Source organism: Paraburkholderia sp. LEh10 (genome assembly GCF_017814945.1).
In the GTDB taxonomy this organism is placed as follows: domain Bacteria; phylum Pseudomonadota; class Gammaproteobacteria; order Burkholderiales; family Burkholderiaceae; genus Paraburkholderia.
Map to the genome: position 1 here is coordinate 44,532 of NZ_JAGIPX010000027.1, position 22,409 is coordinate 66,940.

General features: G+C 64.6%; 20 protein-coding genes and 2 pseudogenes. 12 read left to right on the plus strand and 10 right to left on the minus strand.

Annotated elements, in window-relative coordinates:
- Positions 1–113 precede the first annotated feature (113 nt).
- The gene (locus J8I87_RS22480) at positions 114–1,910 is read left to right on the plus strand and encodes a PglL family O-oligosaccharyltransferase (protein ID WP_209934115.1); all 1,797 of its coding nucleotides are present in this window, start codon (positions 114–116) and stop codon (positions 1,908–1,910) included.
- Positions 1,911–2,030: 120 nt separating this feature from the next.
- Here the strand turns inward: J8I87_RS22480 and moaC (J8I87_RS44855) are convergent.
- Positions 2,031–2,116 (minus strand): annotated as a pseudogene (gene moaC / locus J8I87_RS44855) (cyclic pyranopterin monophosphate synthase MoaC); the annotation flags it as partial.
- 133 nt (positions 2,117–2,249) lie between these two features.
- On the opposite strand from moaC (J8I87_RS44855), the gene J8I87_RS22485 reads away from it, so the two are divergent.
- Positions 2,250–2,882 (plus strand): hypothetical protein, encoded by a 633-nt coding sequence (locus tag J8I87_RS22485; protein ID WP_209934186.1) that lies wholly within the window; start codon positions 2,250–2,252, stop codon positions 2,880–2,882.
- 169 nt (positions 2,883–3,051) lie between these two features.
- Here J8I87_RS22485 and moaC (J8I87_RS22490) read toward each other — a convergent pair whose 3' ends face one another.
- Positions 3,052–3,531, minus strand: a complete 480-nt coding sequence (gene moaC / locus J8I87_RS22490) for a cyclic pyranopterin monophosphate synthase MoaC (protein ID WP_209934117.1) — start codon at positions 3,529–3,531, stop codon at positions 3,052–3,054.
- Positions 3,532–3,764: 233 nt separating this feature from the next.
- On the opposite strand from moaC (J8I87_RS22490), the gene J8I87_RS22495 reads away from it, so the two are divergent.
- The gene (locus J8I87_RS22495; protein ID WP_209934118.1) at positions 3,765–5,453 is read left to right on the plus strand and encodes a M48 family metalloprotease; all 1,689 of its coding nucleotides are present in this window, start codon (positions 3,765–3,767) and stop codon (positions 5,451–5,453) included.
- 13 nt (positions 5,454–5,466) lie between these two features.
- On the opposite strand, the gene J8I87_RS22500 is transcribed toward J8I87_RS22495, so the two are convergent.
- From J8I87_RS22500 to J8I87_RS22525, 6 genes are all read right to left on the minus strand, one after another.
- Positions 5,467–6,054 carry a DUF2946 family protein gene (locus J8I87_RS22500; protein WP_209934119.1) on the minus strand — a complete coding sequence of 196 codons (588 nt, stop codon included), beginning with the start codon at positions 6,052–6,054 and terminating at the stop codon, positions 5,467–5,469.
- A complete protein-coding gene (locus J8I87_RS22505; protein WP_245254084.1) occupies positions 6,047–7,138 on the minus strand; it encodes a hydrolase in 1,092 nt (363 codons plus the stop codon). Before J8I87_RS22505 ends, J8I87_RS22500 begins: the two co-directional genes overlap by 8 nt.
- A gap of 69 nt (positions 7,139–7,207) precedes the next feature.
- Complete coding sequence (locus J8I87_RS22510) at positions 7,208–7,654, minus strand: nuclear transport factor 2 family protein (RefSeq protein WP_209934120.1); 447 nt, start codon at positions 7,652–7,654, stop codon at positions 7,208–7,210.
- A 369-nt stretch (positions 7,655–8,023) separates the two neighbouring features.
- Entirely contained in the window at positions 8,024–9,049 is a 1,026-nt protein-coding gene (waaF, locus tag J8I87_RS22515; RefSeq protein WP_209934121.1) for a lipopolysaccharide heptosyltransferase II, read from the minus strand.
- 183 nt (positions 9,050–9,232) lie between these two features.
- Positions 9,233–9,427, minus strand: a complete 195-nt coding sequence (locus tag J8I87_RS22520) for a zinc-finger domain-containing protein (RefSeq protein WP_209934122.1) — start codon at positions 9,425–9,427, stop codon at positions 9,233–9,235.
- Between the two features lie 82 nt (positions 9,428–9,509).
- A complete protein-coding gene (locus tag J8I87_RS22525) occupies positions 9,510–10,433 on the minus strand; it encodes a branched-chain amino acid transaminase (RefSeq protein WP_209934124.1) in 924 nt (307 codons plus the stop codon).
- A gap of 254 nt (positions 10,434–10,687) precedes the next feature.
- Between J8I87_RS22525 and J8I87_RS22530 the strand changes: the two genes are divergently transcribed.
- The 9 genes from J8I87_RS22530 (at position 10,688) to J8I87_RS22570 (ending at position 20,288) form a co-directional block, all read left to right on the plus strand.
- Positions 10,688–11,449 (plus strand): AzlC family ABC transporter permease, encoded by a 762-nt coding sequence (locus J8I87_RS22530; RefSeq protein ID WP_209934125.1) that lies wholly within the window; start codon positions 10,688–10,690, stop codon positions 11,447–11,449.
- Positions 11,446–11,769: an AzlD domain-containing protein gene (locus tag J8I87_RS22535; RefSeq protein WP_209934126.1), complete on the plus strand. Its 324-nt coding sequence runs from the start codon at positions 11,446–11,448 to the stop codon at positions 11,767–11,769. The genes J8I87_RS22530 and J8I87_RS22535 overlap by 4 nt, the downstream gene beginning before the upstream one ends.
- A gap of 218 nt (positions 11,770–11,987) precedes the next feature.
- Positions 11,988–13,181 carry a phosphoglycerate kinase gene (locus tag J8I87_RS22540; protein ID WP_209934127.1) on the plus strand — a complete coding sequence of 398 codons (1,194 nt, stop codon included), beginning with the start codon at positions 11,988–11,990 and terminating at the stop codon, positions 13,179–13,181.
- 482 nt (positions 13,182–13,663) lie between these two features.
- Complete coding sequence (gene pyk / locus J8I87_RS22545; RefSeq protein WP_209934128.1) at positions 13,664–15,100, plus strand: pyruvate kinase; 1,437 nt, start codon at positions 13,664–13,666, stop codon at positions 15,098–15,100.
- Between the two features lie 174 nt (positions 15,101–15,274).
- Entirely contained in the window at positions 15,275–16,339 is a 1,065-nt protein-coding gene (gene fba / locus J8I87_RS22550; protein WP_209934130.1) for a class II fructose-bisphosphate aldolase, read from the plus strand.
- A gap of 165 nt (positions 16,340–16,504) precedes the next feature.
- Positions 16,505–17,395: a phosphoribosylaminoimidazolesuccinocarboxamide synthase gene (locus J8I87_RS22555; protein WP_209934131.1), complete on the plus strand. Its 891-nt coding sequence runs from the start codon at positions 16,505–16,507 to the stop codon at positions 17,393–17,395.
- 25 nt (positions 17,396–17,420) lie between these two features.
- Positions 17,421–17,936: a 5-(carboxyamino)imidazole ribonucleotide mutase gene (gene purE / locus J8I87_RS22560; RefSeq protein ID WP_209934132.1), complete on the plus strand. Its 516-nt coding sequence runs from the start codon at positions 17,421–17,423 to the stop codon at positions 17,934–17,936.
- Positions 17,937–18,023: 87 nt separating this feature from the next.
- Entirely contained in the window at positions 18,024–19,232 is a 1,209-nt protein-coding gene (locus J8I87_RS22565) for a 5-(carboxyamino)imidazole ribonucleotide synthase (RefSeq protein WP_209934133.1), read from the plus strand.
- A 12-nt stretch (positions 19,233–19,244) separates the two neighbouring features.
- Positions 19,245–20,288: an L-threonylcarbamoyladenylate synthase gene (locus tag J8I87_RS22570; RefSeq protein ID WP_209934134.1), complete on the plus strand. Its 1,044-nt coding sequence runs from the start codon at positions 19,245–19,247 to the stop codon at positions 20,286–20,288.
- Positions 20,289–20,463: 175 nt separating this feature from the next.
- Here the strand turns inward: J8I87_RS22570 and J8I87_RS22575 are convergent, their stop codons facing one another.
- Both J8I87_RS22575 and J8I87_RS22580 read right to left on the minus strand, forming a co-directional pair.
- Complete coding sequence (locus tag J8I87_RS22575; protein ID WP_209934135.1) at positions 20,464–21,663, minus strand: SGNH/GDSL hydrolase family protein; 1,200 nt, start codon at positions 21,661–21,663, stop codon at positions 20,464–20,466.
- 146 nt (positions 21,664–21,809) lie between these two features.
- Positions 21,810–22,271 (minus strand): annotated as a pseudogene (locus J8I87_RS22580) (sterol desaturase family protein); the annotation flags it as partial.
- Positions 22,272–22,409: the final 138 nt, after the last annotated feature.

A 22,409-nucleotide genomic window follows, 5' to 3' on the forward strand; every position in this document is an offset into this window, starting at 1 on the left:
ATAAGAAATATGTAGGCTTGAGCCGTATGCGGGGAAACTCGCACGTACGGTTCTTAGGGGGCCCCTCTTCCGCAAGGAAGGGGGGCTACCCTACCTGACGTCCCCGGTTACTCATGCCCAACCCCTTTGCACGCTATCTTTCGCTGTTCATATTGGTTTGTGCGTTGATCCTGCCATATGCAGTCGTCAATCACACGTACCCGATTCCGACCTTCTATGCCGAGTTCACGGCGCTGTCGCTCTATCTGCTGCTGGGGGCGGGCGTTGCGTTTCTGGTTTCGACGGCACGGCCCCGCGTCGCCTTCGCATCGCCCGTTGTCGCGCTGGTGCCGCTCGCGTTCGGACTTGTCCTGATCGCGCAGTCGATCGTGCTGCCCGTCGCGCAGCCGTCGATGAACTGGCTCGGCGCGGGTTTTCTGCTCGCTGCGTTCATGGCGGTTCATGCGGGCTTTGGTTTCAGCCGCGCGAATCTGTCGGAGGAGGTGCTGACGGTTGCGGCGTTCGCACTGATCGTCGGCGGGCTCTTCGCGGTGTTCTGTCAGGCGATCCAATTGTTCCACCTCGAGGTGAAGGTGACGCCGTTCGTCGTTGCGTACAACGTGACAGTCGACCGCCGGCCGTTCGGCAATATGGCACAGGCCAATCACCTGGCGACGTACATCGCCTTTGCGACGGCCGGCGCGATGTATCTCGTGCAGACGCGGCGCATCAACGTGTTCATCTGGCTGCTCGTTTCGGCTATTTTCTCGGCCGGGCTCGCGTTGACCGTGTCGCGCGGGCCGTGGCTACAGATGGGCGTGATCGTCGTCGCGGGTTTCTGGATGGCGTTCGCCGAGCAGCGGCGCAATCCGCCGCGCCGCGGCAGCCGCCGCGGGTGGCTGATTCCTGTCGTGCTGGCCGTGATGTTTTTTGCCGTGAATGCGGGCATCCGTTGGGCCAATGTGCACTACAACCTCGGTCTCGCTCAGTCTGCCGCGGAACGCATGAAGGACGCGAGCCAGATCGCGCCGCGCATCGCGCTATGGAAATACGGCTTGGTCATGTTCCATGCGCACCCGTTGCTGGGCGTCGGTTGGGGCGAGTTTCCGCGTTATCAGTTCGATCTCGCAAAAGCGCTGGGCGCCGTGGAGATTGCAAACAACTCGCACGATATTTTCATCGATCTGCTTGCGAAAACGGGGTTGATCGGACTAGGCATCGTGCTGCTCGGGCTGGGCGCATGGTTCGTGCGTGTCGTGCGTGCGCCGCATACGGCTGGGCGCGTGTTCGGTCTCGCGCTGATCGGCGTGCTCGTGATGCATGCGCTCGTCGAATATCCACAGCAGTACATGTTCTTCCTGTTGCCGGCGATGTTCGTCTTCGGCCTGCTCGACACGAAGCCGCTGCGTATCGTTTCGGGCGGCGTGTCGTTAGGCGCATTCGTTGTGATCGTGTTCGCAGGCCTGGCTGCGTTGTACCCCGTCTATCGCGACTACGCGCGCGCCGAGGTGCTGTACTACGGTTCGCGCCCGTTCGATCAGTATCGCGGGGATCCCTCGTTCCTGTTCGGCGCGTGGGGCGAATACGGCATGGCGACGCTATTGCCAATGAACGCGCAGGATCTGCCGCACAAGCTCGCGATGCACCGCCAGGCGATCGCGCTGCTGCCGGGCGAAACGGTGCTACGTCGTTACGCAGTGCTGCAGGCATTGAGTGGCGACACGGACGGCGCATTCGATACCGTCGACCGTTTGAAGATCTTCGCGGAAGAACTGCACGACTGGCCGTCGCAGCTTGCGTATCTGTACGGCTTGTGCGATCAGCAGAAAACGCTCGGCGCGTTCAAGACGGAACTGGTGAAAAGGTATGGAACGCCGCCTAAAGATATCAACAAAGATGATGAGGATGATGACGACAGCGATGAGAGCTGAGGACCCCGTTCGTACTTGCTGATGGCGCGAGCGGCGCGTTGGATGCGCCGCCACGTCGGTCACGAGTGAGGCGACAGTTCCGCAGTGGCGCGCTGGGCGCGCGCATCGGGACCCTCGCTGCGCCACCCAATCCTCCGACTTACCGCTGTGCTTTTCGAGCACCCGAACATCGGTGATGGTCATCCGGAATCGACCGCCTTGCACACTGTCGTGCTTTCACGCCGGGCCGCTGCCTGTGAGCAAACGGAAAGCGTAAAGACTTGGCAAGTTCTGCCGATATACCCCAATGACGGCGTCAAAGCACGTCGGCCAATTACAAGACAACGCCATGGGGATGCGATGAGGTGGATCAAAGCTATAGCCGTTCTTTCGACCGTTGGCCTGTTTTCAGGCTGCGCCTACAACGTGCAGGTTTCATCGCAGTCGGGTGCTGCGGAAGTGATGAGCACGCGGGTCAAGCAAGAGAAGGCATATATGGTGTTCAGTGACAACCTTGCGACCGCCGGAAAAGAAGTGAAACCCGGGTTTGCATGTGGGGCTCACCGATACCCCATGTATATCGGCGAAACGTTGGAAAACTCGCTATCGAAGACGGTTGAAGCAGCCTTCCCGCATGCCGTCAGAAACGGTGGCGCGATGCCAGTGGCGGGTGATGGCCTGGTCTTCAAGTTCGACCTGTCTGAGTTCGATCCACGTATTCGCTTTACGCCTGGCTTCTTCGTTCCGACGGCCGACGCGAACGTTGACATTGCGATTCACGCCCGGGTATCCGACAAGGCGGGCAAGGAACTGATCACGACGACGTTCCGCGGACAAGGGCATTCGAGTCAGGATGGATCGTGCGGAGTGGGGGCAGACGCCTTGGCAGAGGCGGGCCAAAAAGCCATCGCGAACGCGATGGAGAACTTCGTGGACAAGGTTATCAACACTGGTGTCCTCGATACGGTGACCACGACGGCAGCAAGCAAATAACGGACATTGCCGTTTTGCATGACGGTAGGCGATTCGTACACACCGGCTGCTTTTCAGGCTGGTTGTGAGGAATCGCCTGTTTCATATCCGGACTCTGCGTTCAGATCGGACCGGCATGCGTCAGCTTGCCGAAGACGCGTCGAGACTGACATCGAATCGAGGCCATGGCTTAACCCTGCGCCACCCAATCCCCCGATTTCCCGCCGTGCTTTTCCATCACCTTCACATCGGTGATGGTCATCCCGCGATCCACCGCCTTGCACATGTCATAGACGGTAAGCAGCCCCACCTGCACCGCCGTCAGCGCTTCCATTTCCACGCCCGTTCTGCCGAGCGTCTCGACCTGCACGCGGCAATGCACGACCGACGCGATCTCGTCGAGCTCAAAATCCACCGCGACACGCGTAAGCGCGAGCGGATGACACAGTGGAATCAGATCGGCGGTGCGCTTCGCACCTTGGATCGCCGCGATGCGCGCGACCCCGATCACGTCGCCTTTCTTCGCCTGACCGTCGCGGATCAGCGCGAAGGTGGCGGGCAACATGCGGATCGAGCCGCGCGCGACCGCGATGCGTTTCGTCTCTTCCTTGCCGCCGACGTCCACCATATGCGCCTGGCCGGCCGCGTCGAAATGTGTGAGTTCGGGCATGGTTGGCTCCTTGAGTGGGCGCCTATCATAGCAGCGCAACGCGCAGCCTCGCGCAGGGGCGCGGATCGACGATAGCTGACGATAACCCGCATCCCGCGCGAACGCTCCCCTGTGCGCAAGCCGCCGCCGACGCACTTTTCGCAAGTCTGCGCAACCGCGGCACTCGGTACAATCGCAAAAAGCCGATTACTCCCGGCACCTTACACCGCTTTCGATTTCGCCCATCGTCCGCAATGCGTCTGAAACGGTTTATTGCTGCACTGTTGTCCGTGACGCTCGCCGTCCCGCCCGCGATCATCGCGCAGCCGTCGAACACGTCGGAACTGCCGCTCGTCACGGGGCCGCTCGACGCGTACAGCGGGACTTCCGTGCCGCCCGAGATTGCGCAAGGCGTGTTCGGCGTCTATGGCGGTGCGCAGTCGCGCTTTTCCGGCAACCCCGGCGGCAACGCGAGCCTGCGTGCACCGATGTCGATGCAACAACTGCCCGACCTCGGCGACGGCTCGGGTGGCACGCTGACGCCGCAAGCCGAACGCAAGCTCGGTGAGCGCGTGATGCGCGAAGTCCGCAGCGATCCGGACTATATCGATGACTGGCTCGTGCGCGACTACCTGAACTCGATTGCCGGCAAGCTCGCCGCCGCCGCGAGCGCGCAATACATCGGCGGCTATCGTCCAGACTTCGATCTGTTCGCGATGCGCGACGCGCAGATCAACGCATTCTCGCTCCCCGGCGGTTTTATCGGCGTGAACACGGGGCTGATCGTCGCGACTCAGACGGAATCCGAACTGGCCTCCGTGGTCGGGCACGAAATGGGCCACGTGCTGCAACGGCACATCGCCCGGATGATCACGGCGGGCGAGCACAGCGGCTATGCGGCGCTCGCGGGCATGCTGCTCGGCGTGCTCGCGGGCGTTCTCGCGCACAGCGGCGATCTGGGCAGCGCGATTGCCGTCGGCGGCCAGGCCTACGCCGTCGACAACCAGTTGCGCTTCTCGCGCGCCGCCGAGCACGAGGCGGATCGCGTCGGCTTTCAATTGCTCGCGGGCGCGGGCTATGACCCATACGGGATGGTGTCGTTCTTCGAGCGGCTCGATCGCGCGTCGATGAGCGATGCCGGCGTGCCCGCCTACGCGCGCACGCACCCGCTGACGGGCGAGCGGATCGCCGACATGGCCGACCGCGCGCGCCGCTCACCGTACCGGCAGCCGCGCCAGTCGTCGGAATACGCGTTCGTGCGCGCGCGCTCGCGCGTGCTCCAGGACCGCTCGCGAAGCGAATATGCCGACGACATCTCGCGCATGCGCTCCGAGATCGAAGACCGCACCGCGCTGAACGTCGCGGGCAACTGGTATGGCATCGCCTGTGCGCAACTCCTGCTCGAGCGGTATGACGACGCGTCGTCGTCGCTGGCCGATGCTCGCGCCGCGTTCGACGCGAACGAGCGCGCCGGGGGCGATACGCCGCGCAGTTCACCGAGCCTCGACGTGCTGGCGGTCGATATCGCCCGTCGCGCGGGACGCAACGACGAGGCCGTGCGTCTCGCGGAGCTCGCGCAAAGGCGCTGGCCGCAGTCGCACGCGGCCATCGAGATGCGTCTGCAAACGCTGCTCACCGCGCGCCGCTTCGGCGACGCGCAAGCGCAGGCATTGCAGGAGACGCGCGCCGACCCGCAGCAGCCCATCTGGTGGCGCTATCTCGCCCAGGCGAGCGTCGGCACGGGTGACGCGCTGACGCAGCATCGCGCGCTCGCGGAAAAGTTCGCGCTGGAAGGGGCGTGGCCGTCGGCGATCCGGCAATTGAAGGAGGCGCGCGACATCAAGTCGGTCGGCTATTACGACCTGGCAACCATCGACGCGCGCCTGCACGAGTTCGAGGCGCGCTACAAGGAAGAGCGCGACGACGAAAAGAACAGCAGCTAGCCGTCGCGTTCGCTCAAGAGGACGATTCGACCCGCGCAGCGGGACTGGCGACGAATCCGAAACGCTTCTCGACCTCGGCCTTGCGCACGGGCTCGAGCTTCAACGCGACGGCGTCGCGCCAGCGGAACTGGCCGCTTTGGCCGTCGGCGGCAAGATCGGCGTGTTCGGAGAACAGATCGAGATCATGATCGTGCAGCACCGCGACGCGCGCGGGCGTCGAGCCATCGGTGAAAAGGATGCCGCCTTCGTCGTCGAGCCAGGCGGCGGCGGGCTCGAACGCCTCACCCGCCTGATCGGTTAGCGTGAGCTTGCGGGTGGCCTGATCGGCGGCGAGCCGCACAATGAACGGCGTGTAGACCAGCTCGACATACACGCGCTGCGGGCCGTTCTGAAAGAACCATTGGCCCTCGTCGTCGGCTTCGTAATTGCGGTTGATGAAGCCGAGCAGCGCTGTATGGCGGATCGGCTCGCCGAGCGCGCCCGCGGCCTGCGCCGCCTCGTCGCGCATGCGCCAGTTGCCGCGCCGGTCGAGCAGCAGCCAGCCGGTGCAATGCGGCACGTTCGGCCATTTGGCCAGTGCCTGCTTGACGATGTCATCCATATCGCGTGAACGGATCGAGGTAGCCGAAGACCCGGCGTGACAGCCAGTCGATTCGGCCGGGGAAGGGGCCCGTCATGAAGCCGACGTGTCCGCCATGCTCCGGTTGATCGAGTTCTACCGCCGATGATACCTCGCTGCGCGACGGCAGCACCGCGCAAGGCAGGAAAGGGTCATTGCGCGCATTCAGCACGAGCGTCGGCACCGTGATTTCGGGCAGCAGCGGGCGCGTGGTCGAGCGGGTCCAGTAGTCGTCCGCGTTGCGAAAGCCGTGCAGCGGCGCCGTCACGACATCGTCGAATTCGTACATCGTGCGGCTTGCGAGCACGTCGTCGAGAGCGAAAAGGCCCGGATATTGAGCAAGCTTTTGCTGTGCCTTCAGTTTGAGCGTCTTCAGGAAGCTGCGCGTGTAGATCATCCCGAAGCCTTGCGACAGCGCGCGGCCGCCCGCGTGGACGTCGAGCGGCGCGGAGATCGCCGCCGCCGCCGCAATGATCGCCGCGTCCTCGCGCCGCTCGCCGAGCCACCGCAACAGCACGTTGCCGCCCAGCGACACGCCTGCCGCCACGATCGGTCCCGCGTGCTTTTTGCGCAGACGCCGCAGCACCCAGTCGACTTCGTTGCTGTCCGCGAGATGGTAGAAGCGCGGCAGCAGATTCATCGGGCCGCTGCAACTGCGAAAGTGCGGCACGACGCCGTGCCATCCGCGCGCGTGTGCGGCCGCCATCAACGAGCGCGCGTAGTGCGAGTCGGAGTTGCCTTCGAGTCCATGAAACAGCACGAAAAGCGGAGCGTCGTCGGGCGCGCGATAGCCGCTGAGCGGATCGGGTGCGAGCCAGTCGAGATCGATGAAATCGCCGTCTGGCGTGTTCCAGCGCTCGCGCCGGTAGGCGACCACGGGGCGGCGGCCGAACAGCGCGGGGACGATCGTCTGGATATGGCTGTTGGGCAGCCAGAGCGGGGCGCGGTACAGCATGTCGACGGTCGCTTCGACCGACGTTTCCACAGCAGCCTCTACAGCCGCCGCCGCTGCCGCTGCGCCGAGGGCCGGTCTGGAAGAAGCTTTATTGTCGTGGGTCGTGCTCATGCCAACACCGGTATTCAAGTGAAGCCTTGCGAAAGCGTGGCCTCCGGCAAGCCGGTCTCGTGGGGCGCTTCAGTGCAGCGCGCCCTGACCATGTCTCATTTTCGCAGCAAACTGGGTCGCGGTTTCGTTCGGCATCGCACTCGCGTGAATATGCGCGATCTTCCACTCGCCGCGTTCGTGGACCATCACATAAGTCGTGAACACCATCGACGGCACGGCGGCCGGGTCGGCGGGGCGGTGCGCTTCGGCGATCGCGTAGACGACGGTGCCGAGGCTATCGTAAACACGGATATCGAGCGGCTCGATCGACACGGGCTGCGCCTCGAGCTGCACGGAGAGGCCGGCGCGGATCGCGTCGAGGCCATGCAGATGCGAGCCGTCGGCCCAGATGCAACTGACGAATTCCTCATCGATCCACAGGCCCATCAAGCTGTCGATATTGACCTCCGCGATGGCCTGGTACCAGGCATTCAGCGTGTCCGCAGCGGCTTCGAAGATGTGGGCAAAACGTGGCATGGCTCGTCAGTCTCTTGCGCGCAAGGCGCGCGGTTGCGGGTCAGTGGTCGGCGTCTCGCGCGCCGTCGGCGGCAAAACTCAGCGGGCCGGCTTGCGGCCCGGATGCAAGGGCCATTCAACGTGCCATCCAACGGGGCCTTTCTCGAGCCCTGTCGCGAGCCTTCGGCAAGCCTTTCTGCGGGGCCTTCGGCAGGCTGTTCAACCAGCCTTCGCTGGGCCATCCGCCAGCATGCCCGTGCCGCAAGACGCGCGCATGACGCGGCGCACGAACCCGGCGTGGCTGCGCGTGAGGCTGCACGGAGATCGCATCCACCCGTGGCGCGCTGCCTCGGGAGGACGGCGCAACGGGCGGCGCAGCGGCCCGCGAACTCAGCGTTGCGCGAGCAACATTCCACGCAGATCATCGAATACCTGTTCGGCGCTCAGTTGCCGCAGGCAGTTCAGATGACCCAGCGGACATTCGCGCTGGAAGCACGGACTGCACTCGAGATGCAGCCATTGTACCTTTGCGAGGTCCGACAAGGGCGGCGTGTGGCGCGGATCGGTCGATCCGTACACGGCGACGAGCGGCCGGCGCAGCGCGGCCGCGACGTGCATCAGCCCGGAGTCGTTGGTGACGACGGCGCTGGCCCGCGAGATCAGCGCGCAAGCTTCGCCGAGCGCTGTCTGGCCGCACAGATTGCGCACGTTCGGCGCGCGGTCGGCGATCGCCTGGGCGATGGGCGCGTCTTTTGGCGAGCCGAGCGCAATGATCTTCGTGTACGGGAACGACTGGCCGACCATCTGCGCGAGCGCTGCGAAGTGCTCGGGCGGCCAGCGCTTCGCGGGGCCGTACTCGGCGCCGGGGCAGAAAACCAGCAGCGGCACGCGCGTGTCCAGGTTGAAGCGGGTCGACACGCGCGCCGCTTCGTTCAGGTCGGTGTCGAGCCGCGGCGGCGGCAGATCGTCGGGCACCTTCGCGCCCGGCGCGTAGGCGAGCGCGGCGTAATGGCCGACCATCGGCGCACGCTCGTCCTTGCGCGGGTTCGTGTGCCGCACGTTCAGCAGACCGTAGCGGCTCTCGCCCGTGTAGCCGATGCGCAGCCCGATGCCCGCCATCCACGGAATCAGCGCGGACTTCAGCGAATTCGGCAGCACGTAGGCTGCGTCGTAGCCGACGTCGCGCAGATCGCTTGCCAGTTGCCAGCGGCGCAGCATCTGCAGCCTGCCGTGCGCGAGATCGGTCGCGTAGACATCGCGGATTTCAGGCATCCGTTCGAGCACGGGCGCGACCCAGGTGGGTGCGACGGCATCGATCGCGATACGCGGATGCAATTTCACGAGGCGCGCAAACAGAGGCTGCGCCATCAATGCGTCACCGATCCAGTTCGGTGCGATAACCAACGCGCGACGCATCAGGGTGAGTTTCCGATGTCGAAAATTAGGCGCCGCGCGCACGAAGCGGGCAGTGCAGGGGTTTCAGGATTGTGGAATGCCGCTCAGGCTATATCGGCGCGCGCGGCGAGAAGTTCAGCTTCCCGCCAGGATGTTTTGCAGACGCATGGCGCCGCCGATGCGGCAGACCAGGGCAGGCGCGGATCAATGACCCTTGACCACTTCGCCGTCGCGCAACTTGTAGCGCGTGCTGCAGTACGGGCAGCGCGCTTCACCGTGCGTCACGTCGATAAAGACGCGCGGATGGTTGCTCCAGCGCGGCATCGACGGATTCGGGCAGTACGCGGGAAGGTCTTTCGCCGACAGTTCGACCAGCGGCATTTCCTTGGTTTCGCTCATAAGGGGCTTTCTCGTTGTATGCAGAATGCGGGCGCGGCGGGCGTGCGGTGCGCCGTGAGCGCCGCTGCCGTGCCCGCTGGAATCAGATCTTTGTCAGCCAGTGCGCGTACTTCTCGCTCTTGCCGTTCACGATGTCGAAGAACGCCGATTGCAGCTTCTCCGTGATCGGGCCACGCGTGCCCGCGCCGATCGTGCGGTTGTCGAGTTCGCGAATGGGCGTGACTTCGGCGGCGGTGCCCGTGAAGAACGCTTCGTCGGCCGTATAGACTTCGTCGCGCGTGATGCGCTTCTCGATTACCTCGATGCCTGCATCCTTCGCCAGCGTGATGACGGTGTCGCGCGTGATCCCGTCGAGGCACGACGACAGGTCGGGCGTGTACAGCTTGCCGTTGTTCACGAGGAAGAAGTTTTCGCCCGAGCCTTCCGACACGTAGCCGTCGACGTCGAGCAGCAGCGCTTCGTCGTAGCCGTCGGCGGTGGCTTCCTGGTTCGCGAGGATCGAGTTCACGTACCAGCCCGAGGCCTTCGCGCGGACCATCGACACGTTCACGTGATGGCGCGTGAACGACGACGTCTTCACGCGGATGCCCTTCTTGATGCCGTCTTCGCCGAGATACGCGCCCCATGGCCATGCGGCGATCGCGACGTGAATGGTGTTGCCCTTCGCGGACACGCCCAGCTTTTCCGAGCCGACCCAGATGATCGGGCGCAGATAGCACGATTCCAGCTTGTTCTCGCGCACCACTTCGCGCTGCGCGGCGGCGAGCGTTTCGTGGTCGAACGGGACGTCCATCTGGAAGATCTTGGCCGAGTTCAGCAGACGCTTCGTGTGCTCCTTCAGACGGAAGATCGACGTGCCGCCATCGGCCGTCCTGTAGGCGCGCACGCCCTCGAAGACGCCCATGCCGTAGTGCAGCGTATGGGTGAGGACGTGGATCTTGGCGTCGCGCCATTCGATGAGCTTGCCATCCATCCAGATCTTGCCGTCGCGGTCGGCCATTGACATACGGTTCTCCAGGCAGTGCGGGTTCGGGGTATGAGGTGATCGGCGTGGTGCGACGACGACGGATGGCGTCGGGGCACGCGGCGAAAAGCGGTATTTTAGCGTCTTTTGCACAAGCAACGGGCATTTGCGGGCAGCACGGAGGCTATAATCCGGCGGTTGCTGAAAAGAAAACCGGATCCGCCAGCGGCTGCTTCACGACCTGGCGCTGACTTCCTGCCGCCGTGGCGTTCACCGCGCCGCGTTGCATTCGTCTCATGCTCGCTCGCTTGTCCGATCTCGACCGCCGTGCCTTCCGTGATGGCGCGCGCGCCTATTCGCCGACGCTGATGGCGATCTTCTCCTGGGGCCTCGTGACGGGGATCGCGATGAGCAAGTCGGTGATGACGGTGCCGCAGTCGCTCGGCATGTCGCTGCTGGTCTATGCGGGCTCGTCGCAGCTCGCGGTGCTGCCGCTGATGCTGGCGAAGCTCCCGATCTGGACGATCCTGCTCACGGCCGCGATGGTCAACACGCGCTTCGTGATCTTCAGCGCGGGCCTCGCTCCGCATTTTTCCTATCTGCCGCTGCATCGCCGGCTGCTCGTCGGCTACTTCAACGGCGACGTGATTTATCTGCTGTTCCAGAAGAAAAACTTCCAGACGGGCTATGTGCCCGGCAAGGAAGCGTATTTCTGGGGCATGGCCGTGTCCAGCTGGCTGTCGTGGCAGGTGTCGTCGGTGGTCGGCATTCTGCTGGCCAGCCTCTTTCCCGACAACTGGGGCCTCTCGCTCGCCGGCACGCTCGCGCTGATCCCCGTGATGGTGTCGGCGATCTCGTCGCGCTCGACGCTGGCGGCCGTCAGCGTCGCGGGCATCGTCGCGCTGGTCGCGTTCGATCTGCCTTACCGGCTCGCGCTGCCGCTCGCCGTCGTCACGGCGATCGTCGCGGGCAGCGTCGCCGATGCAATGGTCGAGCGCGCCGACCTGCGCCGCATCCGCATCCGCAACCGCACGCAAAGTCCTGGAGACACGCGATGACCACGCTGCAGATCTGGCTCGCGATCATCGGCATGACGTTTGTCACAGCGCTGACACGCGCGCTGTTTCTGATCGGGGGTGAGCGCACGGTGTTGCCGGAGCGCGCGCAACGGATGCTGCGTTACGCGCCCGCGGCGGCGCTCGCGGCCGTCGTCGTGCCGGACGTGCTCGTGACGGACAGCGGCGTCTCCGTGGCCCTGTCGAATCATGAGCTGTACGGCACGCTCGCGGGCCTCGCGTGGTTCCTGTGGCGCCGCACGATGCTCGGCACGATCGTGGTCGGAATGCTGGTGTTCACCGCACTGCGGCTGCTCTTCTGATCCCGCGTCGCGACGGCGGCGCGGATGTTGCGCTGCAATAAGCGCGCGGCACTCGCAGTCGCGGGCAAATACCGGGATTCGCCTGGATCGGGTTAGATCGGTCTGTCGATCGGTTAAAATGGTCGTCTCCCGGAACATGCGCGAAGCCGCCGGCACCGTTCGCGAGGGGCCGTTCGCGCAGCGTCCGCACCGCCTTCCAATCAACTCGCATACGAATCATGAAACAGGTATTGCGTCTCTCCGATCTGATCGCCGAAGGCAAGCTAGCCGGCCAACGCGTCTTCATCCGCGCCGACCTGAACGTGCCGCAGGACGACGCCGGCAACATCACCGAAGACACCCGCATCCGCGCTTCCGTGCCCGCCATCAAGTCCGCGCTCGACGCCGGCGCGGCCGTCATGGTCACGTCGCACCTGGGCCGCCCGACGGAAGGCGACTTCAAGCCCGAAGACTCGCTCGCGCCCGTCGCGAAACGTCTCGCCGAACTGCTCGGCCGCGACGTGCCGCTCGTGCAGAACTGGGTCGAGAACGGTGTGAACGTCGCGCCGGGCCAGCTCGTGCTGCTCGAAAATTGCCGCGTGAACAAGGGCGAGAAGAAGGATTCCGACGAGCTCGCGCAGAAAATGGCGAAGCTCTGCGACGTCTACGTGAACGACGCGTTCGGCACCGCGCATCGTGCCGAGGCCACGACGCACGGCATCGCGAAGTACGCGAGCGTCGCGTGCGCGGGCCCGCTGCTCGCGGCCGAGCTCGAAGCGCTCGGCAAGGCGCTTGGCGCGCCGAAGCGTCCGCTGGTTGCGATCGTCGCGGGTTCGAAGGTGTCGACCAAGCTGACCATTCTGAAGTCGCTGGCCGACAAGGTCGATCAGCTGATCGTCGGTGGCGGCATTGCGAATACATTCATGCTGGCGGCGGGCCTGAAGATCGGCAAGTCGCTCGTCGAAGCCGATCTCGTCGACGAAGCGAAGGCGATCATCGAAGCAGCGAAGGCGCGCGGCGCATCGGTGCCGATTCCGTCGGACGTCGTCACGGCGAAGGAGTTTTCGCCGACGGCCAAGGCCGAGATCAAGAAGGTCGCCGACGTTCAAGACGACGACATGATCCTCGACATCGGACCGGAAACGGCGAAGGCGCTCGCGTCGCAGCTCGAAAAGGCCGGCACCATCGTCTGGAACGGCCCCGTTGGCGTGTTCGAGTTCGACCAGTTCGGCAACGGCACGAAGACGCTGGCTGAAGCGATCGCGAAGTCGCCGGCGTACTCGATCGCAGGCGGCGGCGACACGCTCGCGGCCATCGCCAAGTACGGCATCCACGACAAGGTCAGCTATATCTCGACGGGGGGCGGCGCATTCCTCGAGTTCCTCGAGGGCAAGAAGCTGCCGGCAGTCGCAGTGCTGGAATCGCGGGCCTGATAATGGCGACGCGCTCCCCCAACAAGCCTCAGAAGACGCGCAACGCGTCGCGCACGGCAGCGGCAGGGGGGCGCGCAGCGCGCTCCGCAAAGGCGCTGCAACCCGAGGCCGCTGTGCGCGCGGCCTCGCAACTTTCCGGCAACGCGCCAGTGGCACAGACCGCAGCCGCCGCCGAAGATCAGAATCCCGAACTGGCTGTCGCCGAAGTCGCCGCACCTGCGGACGTCGGCCAGCAGGCAGCCGGTTCAGCCGCAACGGTGTCTCTCGCCTCGCACACCGAAGAAGCCCATCCATCTCAATCCGCGGCACCTGAGTCGCCACGGACAGCAGATATCGCAGCAGTCCCCCACGATTCGACGCCGGGCCTTCAAGGTTCGAAGGGAACGAACGGCGCACCGCCCCATGTAGCACCCGTCGTTGCGCAGCCTCCGCATCCGACTCCCAACGTTCATCCCAGCGATCTCATCCAGACGAGGAGACTCATGCATCGCGCCACCAAGATTGTCGCAACCATCGGCCCCGCTTCGAGCACGCAGGACATTCTGCTGCAGATGATCCAGGCGGGCGCCGACGTGGTGCGCCTCAACTTCTCGCACGGCACCGCCGACGACCATCGTCAACGCGCGGAGTTCGTACGCGAAGCGGCCCGGCAGGCAGGCCGCGAAGTCGGCATCATGGCCGACCTGCAAGGCCCGAAAATCCGTGTCGGCAAGTTCGAAAACGGCAAGACCACGCTGAATGCCGGTAGCACGTTCATCCTCGACGCCGATTGCGAACTCGGCAACGAAGAGCGCGTCGGCCTCGACTACAAGGACCTGCCGCGCGACCTGAAAGCCGGCGACACGCTGCTTCTGAACGACGGCCTGATCGTGCTGACCGTCACGCGCGTGATCGGCAACGAGATCCATACCGTCGTGAAGATCGGCGGCGACCTGTCGAACAACAAGGGCATCAACCGCCAGGGCGGCGGCCTGACGGCGCCGGCGCTGACCGCGAAGGACATGGAAGACATCCGCACGGCGATGTCGCTCGGCGCGGACTACGTCGCCGTGTCGTTCCCGAAAAACGCGACCGACATGGAAATGGCGCGCCAGCTCGCGAACATCGCGGGCGCGCCTTACGGCATCAAGCCGAAGATGATCGCGAAGATCGAGCGCGCCGAGGCGATTCCGGCGCTGCAAGGCATTCTCGACGCATCGGACGGCATCATGGTCGCGCGCGGCGACCTCGCCGTCGAAGTCGGCAACGCGGCCGTGCCCGCGCTGCAAAAGCGCATGATCCGCATGGCGCGCGACGCGAACAAGTTCGTGATCACGGCCACGCAGATGATGGAATCGATGATCAACGCGCCCGTGCCGACGCGCGCGGAAGTGTCGGACGTCGCGAATGCGGTGCTGGACGGCACGGATGCCGTGATGCTGTCGGCGGAATCGGCGGCGGGCAAGTATCCCGTGCAGACCATCGAAACGATGGCGGCAATCTGCGTCGAAGCCGAGAAGTCGGAACACGTCGAGCTCGACAAGGATTTCCTCGACCGCACGTTCACGCGCATCGACCAGTCGATCGCGATGGGCGCGCTCTTCACCGCGTATCACCTCGGCGCGAAGGCGATCGTCGCGCTGACGGAGTCGGGCTCGACGGCGCTGTGGATGTCGCGTCACTGGACGCATGTCCCCATCTTCGCGCTCACGCCGCGCGAGGGCAGCGAGCGCGCGATGCAGATCTACCGCAACGTGACGCCGCTGCATCTCGATACCAGCAGCGACCGCGACATCGCGCTCGCGCAGGCGCTGGAAGTGGTGGTCGGCAAGGGCTACGCGGCGCGCGGCGACATGGTCGTGCTGACGGTCGGCGAGCCGATGGGCCAGGCGGGCGGCACGAACACGCTGAAGATCGTCCGCGTCGGCGAGCCGGTCTGAGCGAAAGCCAGAACGGCACGCGTGAAGCAGACAGCCGTGTCCCCGAAAGAGAGGCGGCGCACGCACTATCGGACGGTGCGCTCGGGACACGGTCTGCTTCACGATAAAATTGCATGAAATTGCATAAATAGATGCCGTCGGCACAGATTTCGTTTCAATCTATGGAGTAACTCAATGCCTCTCGTATCAATGCGTCAACTGCTGGACCATGCCGCCGAACACGGTTATGGCCTGCCGGCATTCAACGTAAACAATCTGGAGCAGGTGCAGGCGATCATGGCGGCCGCGGATCAGGTCAACGCGCCCGTCATCATGCAGGCGTCGGCGGGCGCGCGTAAGTACGCGGGCGAGCCGTTTCTGCGTCACCTGATCGAAGCCGCCGTCGAATCGTATCCGCACATTCCCGTCGTGATGCACCAGGATCACGGCCAGTCGCCAGCCGTCTGCATGGCGGCGATCCGCAGCGGCTTCACGAGCGTGATGATGGACGGCTCGCTCGAAGCCGACGGCAAGACGGTGGCATCGTACGAGTACAACGTCGACGTGTCGCGCAAGGTCGTCGAAGCGGCGCATTCGATCGGCGTGACGGTGGAAGCGGAACTCGGCGTGCTCGGCTCGCTGGAAACGATGAAGGGCGACAAGGAAGACGGCCACGGCGCGGAAGGCACGATGACGCGCGAGCAACTGCTGACCGACGTCGAGCAGGCGGCGGACTTCGTGAAGCTCACGCAATGCGACGCGCTCGCCATCGCGATCGGCACGTCGCATGGCGCGTACAAGTTTTCGAAGAAGCCGACGGGCGATATCCTGTCGATTCAGCGCATCAAGGAAATTCACCAGCGCATTCCGAACACGCATCTGGTGATGCACGGCTCATCGTCGGTTCCGCAGGAACTGCTCGCGGAAATCCGCGAATTCGGCGGCGACATGAAGGAAACCTACGGCGTGCCCGTCGAGGAAATCCAGGAAGGCATTAAGAACGGCGTGCGCAAGATCAACATCGACACCGATCTGCGTCTTGCGATCACGGGCGCGATCCGCCGCTACATGGCGGAGAACCGTTCGAAGTTCGATCCGCGCGACTACCTGAAGCCGGCTCGTGAAGCCGCGAAGAAGGTCTGCGTGGACCGTTATCTGGCGTTCGGCTGCGAAGGCCAGGCGTCGAAGATCAAGCCGATCTCGCTGGACAAGATCGCTGAGAAGTACAAGGCGGGCGAGCTCGCGCAAGTCGTTCGCTAAGCAGCACACGGGCGCGGCGTAGCGCCCGCCTGTGTGCGTTGTGCGTACTCACGCGCCTGGCCATCTGGCCAGGTTGTCGTCAGATCGCCGTTCCCGCATGATCCGGGGAACGGCGTTTCCCTTTTGTTCCGGGCAGTACTTGCCCCATTTTAGTGAATCACGACGATGTCTACCCTTTACGAATCCACGCTCCGCTCGCTGCCGCTGCTCGGCCGCGGCAAGGTCCGCGACAACTACGCGGTGGGCAACGACCAGCTGCTGATCGTCACGACGGACCGCCTGTCCGCGTTCGACGTCATCATGGGCGAGCCGATTCCGGGTAAGGGTCGCGTGCTGAACCAGATGGCGAACTTCTGGTTCGACAAGCTCAAGCATGTGGTGCCGAATCATTTGACGGGCGTCGCGCCCGAGTCCGTCGTCGCGCCGGACGAAGTCGAGCAGGTGAAGGGCCGCGCCGTGGTCGTCAAGCGCCTCGAGCCGATTCTCGTCGAAGCGGTCGTGCGCGGTTATCTGGCGGGGAGCGGCTGGAAGGACTATCAGGCGACGGGCGCCGTGTGCGGCGTGCAACTGCCGGAAGGCCTGCAAAACGCACAGAAGCTGCCCGAGCCGATCTTCACGCCGGCGGCAAAGGCCGAAATGGGCCACCACGACGAAAACATCACGTTTGATGAGATGGAGCGCCGCATCGGCACCGAACTGTCGGCGACGATCCGCGACATCTCCATCCGCCTGTACAAGGAAGCGGCGGATTATGCGGCGACGCGCGGCATCATCATCGCCGACACGAAGTTCGAGTTCGGTCTGGACGATAAAGGCCAGTTGTATCTGATGGACGAAGCGCTGACGGCTGACTCGTCGCGCTTCTGGCCGGCGGATCAATATCAGGTCGGCACGAATCCCCCTTCGTTCGACAAGCAATTCGTGCGCGACTGGCTCGAAACCCAGCCGTGGAAGAAGGAGCCTCCCGCGCCGAAGCTGCCGGACGAGGTCGTCACCAAGACGGCCGAAAAGTATCAGGAAGCGCTCGAGCGCCTGACGGGCCAAAAGCTCGCCTGAGCGCCACGCATACGGAACAAGCAAGATGAGTGAAGTTCAGGCACATACGCATAACGCGCCTCTCGTCGGCGTGCTGATGGGTTCCAGCTCCGACTGGGAAGTCATGAAGAACGCGGTCGCGATCCTGCAGGAATTCGGCGTCCCGTACGAAGCGAAAGTCGTTTCCGCGCACCGCATGCCGGACGAAATGTTCGCCTATGCTGAAAGCGCACGCGAGCGCGGCATCCGCGCGATCATTGCGGGCGCGGGCGGTGCCGCGCATCTGCCCGGCATGCTCGCCGCCAAGACGACGGTGCCCGTGCTGGGCGTGCCCGTCGCGAGCAGGTATCTGAAGGGTGTCGATTCGCTGCATTCGATCGTGCAAATGCCGAAGGGCGTGCCCGTCGCGACGTTCGCGATCGGCGAAGCGGGCGCGGCGAATGCGGCACTGTTCGCGGTGTCGCTGTTGAGCGGCACGTCGCCGGAATACGCGGAGAAGCTCGCTGCATTCCGCGTGCGCCAGAACGAAGCCGCTCACGCGATGACGCTGCCGCCGCTGTAAGCACTATTGTTCGAGAAAAGAGCAGTACTCGTAGAAGTCCAATGCATGACCCGGCCGATCCCGCATCGGCCGTGACCGACCACCAAGATGAATCCAGACAACACTCCGGTTTCACCGATTATGCCCGGCGCATGGCTCGGCATGGTCGGCGGCGGCCAACTCGGCCGCATGTTCTGTTTCGCCGCGCAGGCGATGGGCTATCGCGTCGCCGTGCTCGATCCGGATGAAGCCAGTCCGGCGGGCGCCGTCGCGGATCGCCACCTGCGCGCGCCCTACGATGATGAAGCGGCCCTCACCGAACTCGCGCGTTTGTGCGCGGCGGTATCGACCGAGTTCGAGAACGTGCCCGCCGCGAGTCTCGACTTTCTCGCGCGCACGACGTTCGTGAGCCCGGCAGGGCGTTGCGTGGCCGTCGCGCAGGACCGCATTGCGGAGAAGCGGTTCATCGCGTCGTCGGGTGTGCCCGTTGCGCCGCATGTCGTGATCGAAACCTCGGATGCGCTCGCTGCGCTCGACAACTCAACGCTCGAAGCCGTGCTGCCCGGCATCCTGAAGACGGCGCGCATGGGCTACGACGGCAAAGGCCAGGTGCGTGTCGGCAATGCGGCCGAAGTGCGCGCGGCGCATGCGTCGCTGGGCGGCGTCCCTTGCGTGCTCGAAAGGCGCTTGCCGCTGAAGTTCGAAGTGTCGGCGCTGATCGCGCGCGGTGCGAACGGTTGCTCTGCGGTGTATCCCCTCGCGCAGAACACACATCGCCACGGCGTGCTGTCGCATACCATCGTGCCCGCGCCCGACGCCAGCGCGACGCTCGTCGAACAGGCGCAGCAGGCCGCGCTGCAGATCGCGGACAAGCTCGGCTATGTCGGTGTGCTGTGTGTCGAGTTTTTCATTCTCGAAGACAGCACACTGGTCGCGAACGAGATGGCGCCGCGTCCGCACAACTCCGGCCACTACACGGTCGATGCGTGCGCAACCAGCCAGTTCGAGCAGCAGGTGCGCGCGATGACGGGCATGCCCCTCGGCGACGCGCGCCAGCATTCGCCCGCAGTGATGCTGAACATCCTCGGCGACGTGTGGTTTCCCGTCAATGCGAAGGGCGAGAAGCCGGGCGCCGCCGTCACGCCGCCGTGGCATGAAGTGGCTGCGATGCCGGAAGCGCGTCTGCATCTGTACGGCAAGGAAGAGGCGCGTCCTGGCCGCAAGATGGGCCACGTGAACTTCACGGCCGCTACGCTCGAGCGTGCGCGCGCGGCCGCGCGCGATTGCGCGCGCCTGTTGCATATTCCGACGAGCTGAGCGGTAGCCTCCATGCCGGATCAAATGAAACCTGCCGACGCGGCATCGAGCGTCGGCGCCGATGAGATCGCGCAGGCCGCAGCGCTGCTCGATGCGGGACAGCTCGTCGCGTTTCCCACTGAGACGGTCTATGGGCTCGGCGGCGACGCCGAAAGCCCCGAGGCCGTGGCGCGCATTTACGCCGCTAAAGGCAGGCCGGCGACTCATCCCGTCATCGTGCATCTCGCGCCGAACGGCGATCCGAGTTACTGGGTCGAACAATTGCCGTCCGACGCGCAGCGTCTGATCGATGCGTTCTGGCCTGGTCCGCTCACGTTGATTCTCAAACGCGCCGCGCATATTCCCGCTGCTGTCAGCGGCGGCCAGGATTCGGTCGGATTGCGTTGTCCGTCGCATCCCGTCGCGCAGGCGCTGCTCACCGCGTTCAGCGCGCGACGCAACGGGCATGGCGGCGTCGCGGCGCCGTCGGCGAACCGTTTTGGTCATGTGAGTCCGACCACCGCGCAGCATGTGCGCGACGAGTTCGGCGATGCGATTCATGTGCTCGATGGCGGCCCGTCGGACGTCGGTATTGAATCGACGATCATCGACCTGTCGCGCGGTTTTCCCGCGTTGCTGCGGCCGGGCCATGTGACGCCGCAAGACATCGCCGACGTGCTCGGCGAAATGCCGCGCCTGCCTGACGGATCGGACGCGAGCGCACCGCGCGCGTCCGGCACGTTGAAGGCGCACTATGCGCCGCGCACGCCGCTCGCGCTGCTGCCGTTCGATGTGCTCGAACCGATGCTGGCCGCGCGCGCCCCTGACGAACGCGTTGCACTCGTCGCGCGTGCATCGCGCGCGGGACGCTGGGCGCAAGCGGAGGGCGTGCATTTCGTCGCCGCGCCGGAAGATCCGCATCTATACGCGCGCGACTTGTACGGCCTGCTACGCGCACTGGATCGCGCGAATGTCTCGCGCATTCTGATCGAGAAGTTGCCCGATACGATCGAATGGATTGCCGTCAACGACCGGCTTGGACGTGCCGCCGCGGCCTTCGAGGCGCACGAGACCTGACGTGCTGTCGCGCGGTGCGCAGCGGGTCATTCACATGACGTGCGAAACCCGGTGCGCAAAGTCCGATACGCGAAACTAAAAAGCCCGACTCGCAAGAGCCGGGCTTTTTCGTATCGAACGAGGCGGGAGGTGACGTCCGGCGAGAACCCGGCTCCCCCCAGGCGTCGAGCGCCGCTTACTTGCCGAGACCCGTCGCCGCGATCTTGCCTTCGATGAACGTCGCGATTGCGGCGTGCGCGTGCGTCGTCGGGTGGATCGCGTCGGCGAAGACGTACGACTGGTCCGCGCCTGCCGCGACCAACGTATTCGGCGAGCAGAACAGCGACGAGCCAAACAGCTGGCCGTACTGTTCGGCTGTGATACCGCCCGTCAGCACGGACGGGTTCGCCTTCGCGTAAGCCGTCGCGTTTGCGGACATCTGCGCGACGTTGCACGCCGTGCCCGTCGTATTGCTGAAGCCTTGCGCCGCCGGGTTGGCGAGCACGGGCGTGAACAAGTCGCTCATCGCGATGTAGACGACCTTGGTGGAGACGCCGGCGGCTGCCAGCGCTTGCTGCAGCACGCCGTTATACGTCGCGACGATGCCGGAGATCACCTGCGGAATCTGCGACGAGCCGAACTGCGCGGCAAGACTGGTCGCCAGCGGCGTCTTGCCGATGTCGGGCACGTCCATGACAACCACGTGCGTCGCGCCCTTGGCAACGATCGTGGCGATCTGGACGGCGAGCGTCTTGGCCATCGGGCCGACCGTGTTCAGCGCGACCGACTGGACGACGCCGGGCGCCTGGGTCGGATCGGTCAGCTTCGCGACTTGCGTCTCGATCGTCGTCAGCATCGCGGTCAGGTTTTGCAGAACGTCGTTGGCGCCGCCGTTGATCAGCACGAGCTGATTCGCATTGAAGTTGCCGTGGTCCGTCAGATACTGCTGCACCTGCTGCGTGACGGGCCATGTCGTTTGCGCCATGTTGTTGGGCGCGAAACCGATGCCGTCCACGCGCGACACATCCGAGCCGCCTTGCGCGTAGCCGAAGCCGCCATTTGCCTTCAGAGGCTGGCCGAACCCGCCCACATAGGCCGGCGTCAGCGTGTCGCCGTAGTACTCGGCGATCTTCTGGGTCCAGACTTCACCGGGGTTCGTCGTGTAGCGTCCGCCACCGAAGCTGGCCGTGATCACAGGCGAATACGTGCCGACGTCCGACAGACTGTCCCCGAACGAGACCACCTGCAGTTTGACCCCGCCCGCAGGCGTGGTGCTCGCATTGCTGCTGTTGTTGTTGTCACTGCCGCCGCACGCGACGAGCGTCGCGAATGCCGCGCACGCGACGGCGATCCGTGCGAAGCGCACGACGCCAGTGTTGTTTGATGCTTGCTTCATAAGATCCTCATCTCCTCATGTTGTACTTGGCCTTGAGTCAGGTGGCTCGTGAGCCATTTGATGCAGGCAGCGCCGTCGAGCGGACGTCGCGGCAGATTGCAAAGCCTACCCTGGTTCTTGCGGCGTCTAACGATCCGCGTTGTTATTTCGTTGTGCTCGTGATGCGAAGGATAAACCGACGGCGTGTTCAGCACGTATCCGAGCAAGCCGGGCTTGTCGATCGACTGCGTAGGCACGAGGAACCGAAACGCCAGATCGAGCAGCACGACGCCAACGATGTGCTGCGGCGCAAAGCCGAGAAACGCGAGTGGAATCCAGAAGACCCCCATGCCCACGACGGGATCCATGAGGCTGCGGCGAAACGCCGAAGAGAAGTTCATTCGCCCGGACGAGTGACGTACGACATGCGTGGCCCACAGCCAGCGCATGGGATGGCTGCATCGTTGAAACCGGGGCATCGACGCGAGCGCTGTGTTGCATGACGTGTCGCGCCAGCCGTGCATGCGTGCTTCGGGATGCATGCGCCGCGCGTGCCGCGCTTCCCGGCCGATGCACGCGAGAAACATCGGCGCCATGGCGAGCAGTAGCAATTCGGCATCGAATTGCATTGACGTCTCCCTCCGAGTCTCTGCGGCCTCCTTCGAGAAGGCCTGCATTGTCGTTATTGTTTGAATGCGGCGCTGTCCGGCAACGGGCAGATATCGCGCGCGCCGTCATGCGCGCTTGTTTGCGTCCGCTTGTCTGTG

Bases quoted from the DNA above. Each gene is read 5' to 3' on its own strand.
- J8I87_RS22480 (WP_209934115.1), top strand. From the start codon at position 114: ATGCCCAACCCCTTTGCACGCTATCTTTCGCTGTTCATATTGGTTTGT.
- J8I87_RS22485 (WP_209934186.1), top strand. From the start codon at position 2,250: ATGAGGTGGATCAAAGCTATAGCCGTTCTTTCGACCGTTGGCCTGTTT.
- moaC (WP_209934117.1), bottom strand. From the start codon at position 3,531: ATGCCCGAACTCACACATTTCGACGCGGCCGGCCAGGCGCATATGGTG.
- J8I87_RS22495 (WP_209934118.1), top strand. From the start codon at position 3,765: ATGCGTCTGAAACGGTTTATTGCTGCACTGTTGTCCGTGACGCTCGCC.
- J8I87_RS22500 (WP_209934119.1), bottom strand. From the start codon at position 6,054: ATGGATGACATCGTCAAGCAGGCACTGGCCAAATGGCCGAACGTGCCG.
- J8I87_RS22505 (WP_245254084.1), bottom strand. From the start codon at position 7,138: ATGAGCACGACCCACGACAATAAAGCTTCTTCCAGACCGGCCCTCGGC.
- J8I87_RS22510 (WP_209934120.1), bottom strand. From the start codon at position 7,654: ATGCCACGTTTTGCCCACATCTTCGAAGCCGCTGCGGACACGCTGAAT.
- waaF (WP_209934121.1), bottom strand. From the start codon at position 9,049: ATGCGTCGCGCGTTGGTTATCGCACCGAACTGGATCGGTGACGCATTG.
- J8I87_RS22520 (WP_209934122.1), bottom strand. From the start codon at position 9,427: ATGAGCGAAACCAAGGAAATGCCGCTGGTCGAACTGTCGGCGAAAGAC.
- J8I87_RS22525 (WP_209934124.1), bottom strand. From the start codon at position 10,433: ATGTCAATGGCCGACCGCGACGGCAAGATCTGGATGGATGGCAAGCTC.
- J8I87_RS22530 (WP_209934125.1), top strand. From the start codon at position 10,688: ATGCTCGCTCGCTTGTCCGATCTCGACCGCCGTGCCTTCCGTGATGGC.
- J8I87_RS22535 (WP_209934126.1), top strand. From the start codon at position 11,446: ATGACCACGCTGCAGATCTGGCTCGCGATCATCGGCATGACGTTTGTC.
- J8I87_RS22540 (WP_209934127.1), top strand. From the start codon at position 11,988: ATGAAACAGGTATTGCGTCTCTCCGATCTGATCGCCGAAGGCAAGCTA.
- pyk (WP_209934128.1), top strand. From the start codon at position 13,664: ATGCATCGCGCCACCAAGATTGTCGCAACCATCGGCCCCGCTTCGAGC.
- fba (WP_209934130.1), top strand. From the start codon at position 15,275: ATGCCTCTCGTATCAATGCGTCAACTGCTGGACCATGCCGCCGAACAC.
- J8I87_RS22555 (WP_209934131.1), top strand. From the start codon at position 16,505: ATGTCTACCCTTTACGAATCCACGCTCCGCTCGCTGCCGCTGCTCGGC.
- purE (WP_209934132.1), top strand. From the start codon at position 17,421: ATGAGTGAAGTTCAGGCACATACGCATAACGCGCCTCTCGTCGGCGTG.
- J8I87_RS22565 (WP_209934133.1), top strand. From the start codon at position 18,024: ATGAATCCAGACAACACTCCGGTTTCACCGATTATGCCCGGCGCATGG.
- J8I87_RS22570 (WP_209934134.1), top strand. From the start codon at position 19,245: ATGCCGGATCAAATGAAACCTGCCGACGCGGCATCGAGCGTCGGCGCC.
- J8I87_RS22575 (WP_209934135.1), bottom strand. From the start codon at position 21,663: ATGAAGCAAGCATCAAACAACACTGGCGTCGTGCGCTTCGCACGGATC.